Genomic DNA, 2779 nt, shown 5'->3' on the forward strand with positions numbered 1-2779 from the left:
GAACTTATATCCAACACCGTAAAGCGAATGGATAAAATCAGCATCAGGGGCAACCGATTTGATTTTTTTGCGCAGCTTTTTGATATGACTGTCAATGGTGCGATCACCGACAATGCGCTGGTCGTCGTATATGTAATTCATAAGTTGGGTGCGACTGAAAATACGGCCTGGATGGGCAGCCAGGATGCTGAGCAGTTTAAATTCTACGGCGGTAAGCTTCAGGTCATGCCCATTAAAAGTCGCCCGATAACGGATCTCATCAAGTACAAGCCCTTGCGCAGCCGCTGGCTGTCCACCAGATGCACGCCGCAAAACGGCCTTTACCCTTGCCACAACTTCACGCGGGCTAAATGGTTTACAGACGTAATCGTCCGCTCCAAGCTCTAGCCCGAGCAGCCGATCAATCTCTTCAATACGGGCCGTTACCATGATGATCGGCACGCCTGAAAATGAACGTATGTCCTTACAGACCTCCATGCCGTCACGACCTGGAAGCATCACGTCAAGAAGGATCAGGGCCGGGGCGTTCTGGCGCACCCATGGGACAACATCCAGGCCGTTATCCAGGCAAGAAGGCTCAAATCCCGCCCGTTTCAAATAGTCGCTCAGCAGGCTCGCAATCTTCGATTCATCTTCGACAATCAATATTTTATTGTTCATTGATCTTGTTCCCTGTCTTCACCCGGATAACCGGTCAAAGGCAGCAAGATCTTGATCCACAGACCACCGAGAGGCGATGGGTGGGCCTCTATTCTCCCACCGTGATCCTCGACAATCTTCTTACATATCGCTAATCCCAGACCTGCCCCTCCTGAAGCCCTGCTGCGGGAACTCTCGACACGATAAAGTCGGTCGAACAGCTTCCCTATTTCAGAGGCCGGCACACCTGGTATGCTGTCCATGATATCGACTATCGCCCATCCGTGCCCGTGCCCCAGATTGATTTTGACCTGGCCGCCCGGATCGGTGTATCTCTTCGCATTCTCCAACACGTTATCAAATAGCTGACTAAGTCGCTCATGATCGGCGACAAGCCACATTTTACTCCTAGGCAGGTTGACAGTCATGGCTATAGATTTCTTTATTATCTCAGGCCTCACCCTGTCCACCGCCTCGACAAGGACCTTAGATAGATCTATCTTTGTCTTCTTGTAAACCAACGCGCCGACATCGGACAATGCCAACTGGTAGAGATCATCCACCAGTCTGCCAAGACGTATTACCTCAGAATGGAGAGAGCCTATCGCCTCTACAGTCGGCTGCCTGACACCATCCTGAAGCGCTTCGATCTCTCCCCGCAGCACAGCGAGAGGCGTACGTAATTCGTGGGAAATGTCGGCCACAAACTGGCGGCGCGCCTGCTCATTCTTTTTGAGCGTCTCAGCCATCAAATTGAAATCCTTGGAAAGTTGTCCCAGCTCGTCAGTGGAGTTGTCGGGAACGCGGATATCATACCGCCCTGAAGCGAGAAGATATGTGGCATCGGCCAGATTTTTAAGCGGCCTGACAAGATGGCGCGCAAGAGGCAGAGACAGCCCTGCGGCCACTACTAGCATTATGCAAGCCGTAATAATTAGGATCAGTTTCTGTTGTTTCAAAAAGTGGAGCTGGTGCACGTCCGAGAGATATTTGCGCGGCCTAAACCCCACATAGCCGACTACGCGGCCTTCATAGGTAATTGTTTTAAAGTTGTTGATTTCGGAAGCAGTCCCGGTTCCGAATATCGGTCTATGCTTAGAGTCAAGCAAAAAGATGCGCTTTCCCAGATGATAACACTTATATCTTAATCCAAACGACCCTAACGGTCTTTGATTCGCCCATTTGTCACCTGACTCTGGCGCAGGCAAGCGGCTGACCTGAGGAGCGATCTCATACATGGTCTCTGCTATGAATTGATACATCTTTTCCGGGTCATCACGCAGGAAATTCCAGTTGTGGTGTTCGGCATATGCGCTTCCAAGTTTCTCGGCAAGATCTTCAAGCCTATCTTCTTCAAGCCTGTTGACATAGCCCAAAAATCCATGGCCGACACTCCATTGCATGATCAAGAGCATACAGATAACCACAATACAACTAGCAGTAAGAATTGCCAAGAAAATCCGTTGGGTAATGCTTAAATTCACGTCGCCTCCATTTGGCCGGACATGATACGCAAATTGATTCCATTGCTACCATAAAAAATTACAAGAAAAAAATAAAATTTGAACCCCAAAGAAAAATTTCCTTATTCCTTTCATATTTTTTCCTTTTTTGTTTCGTATCTTTTTTCCAAAAATCAAGATAATCTTTAAAAAAGGAGGTGAAGATAAGGATTATGTATCCTGCTCATTATCCAATCTGGATTGGAGTTTAATCTTATCTCTAACTTAGAAAATAACTTCGAAGGGAGTTTATTTATGAAAAAGCTAAAAATAATTTGCACTATCTTAACTATCTTAATTATTCCGTCTTCTTCTTATGCAGACCAACTACAGGATAAACATATGGGTCAGATGATAAGCTGCATAGGATGTGAAAAACACAGAAAACAGATGATTGAAGCGAGGATACAAAAACTTCAAAAAGAACTAAATCTCTCTAATGCCCAGGTGGAAAAGATAAGGGCTATAAAGAAAGAAGGTTTTGAGGCATTCAGAAATGCCAGAAAAAATCTGAAAAATCCTATGCTGGAAGCCACTAAATCTCCAATTTTTGACAAGGCCGTCTTTATATCCACAGCAGTGGATAACACTAAGACTCTTGCCCAGATAAGGGCGGAGAATTTTGAAAAATTCTATAG

The 2779-nt window shown here is 46.2% G+C and carries 3 protein-coding genes; 1 reads left to right on the plus strand and 2 read right to left on the minus strand.

Going from position 1 to position 2779, the window contains the following annotated elements; translation table 11 throughout:
• Window positions 1-660: response regulator (locus tag ACP5SG_RS09545; RefSeq protein ID WP_428124038.1), on the minus strand; the 660-nt coding region annotated here is incomplete at its 3' end.
• Window positions 657-2054 carry an ATP-binding protein gene (locus tag ACP5SG_RS09550; protein ID WP_424661672.1) on the minus strand — a complete coding sequence of 466 codons (1398 nt, stop codon included), beginning with the start codon at window positions 2052-2054 and terminating at the stop codon, window positions 657-659. The genes ACP5SG_RS09550 and ACP5SG_RS09545, both read right to left, overlap by 4 nt.
• Window positions 2055-2396: 342 nt before the next feature.
• Between ACP5SG_RS09550 and ACP5SG_RS09555 the strand changes: the two genes are divergently transcribed.
• The coding region (locus tag ACP5SG_RS09555) for a hypothetical protein (protein WP_428124043.1) at window positions 2397-2779 on the plus strand (383 nt) is incomplete at its 3' end.

The organism is Dissulfurimicrobium sp. (assembly GCF_049968175.1).
Classification (GTDB): Bacteria; Desulfobacterota; Dissulfuribacteria; order Dissulfuribacterales; family Sh68; genus Dissulfurimicrobium; species Dissulfurimicrobium hydrothermale.

Coding starts and splice junctions, on each gene's coding strand:
- ACP5SG_RS09550 (WP_424661672.1), bottom strand. CDS start 2,054: ATGCTCTTGATCATGCAATGGAGTGTCGGCCATGGATTTTTGGGCTAT.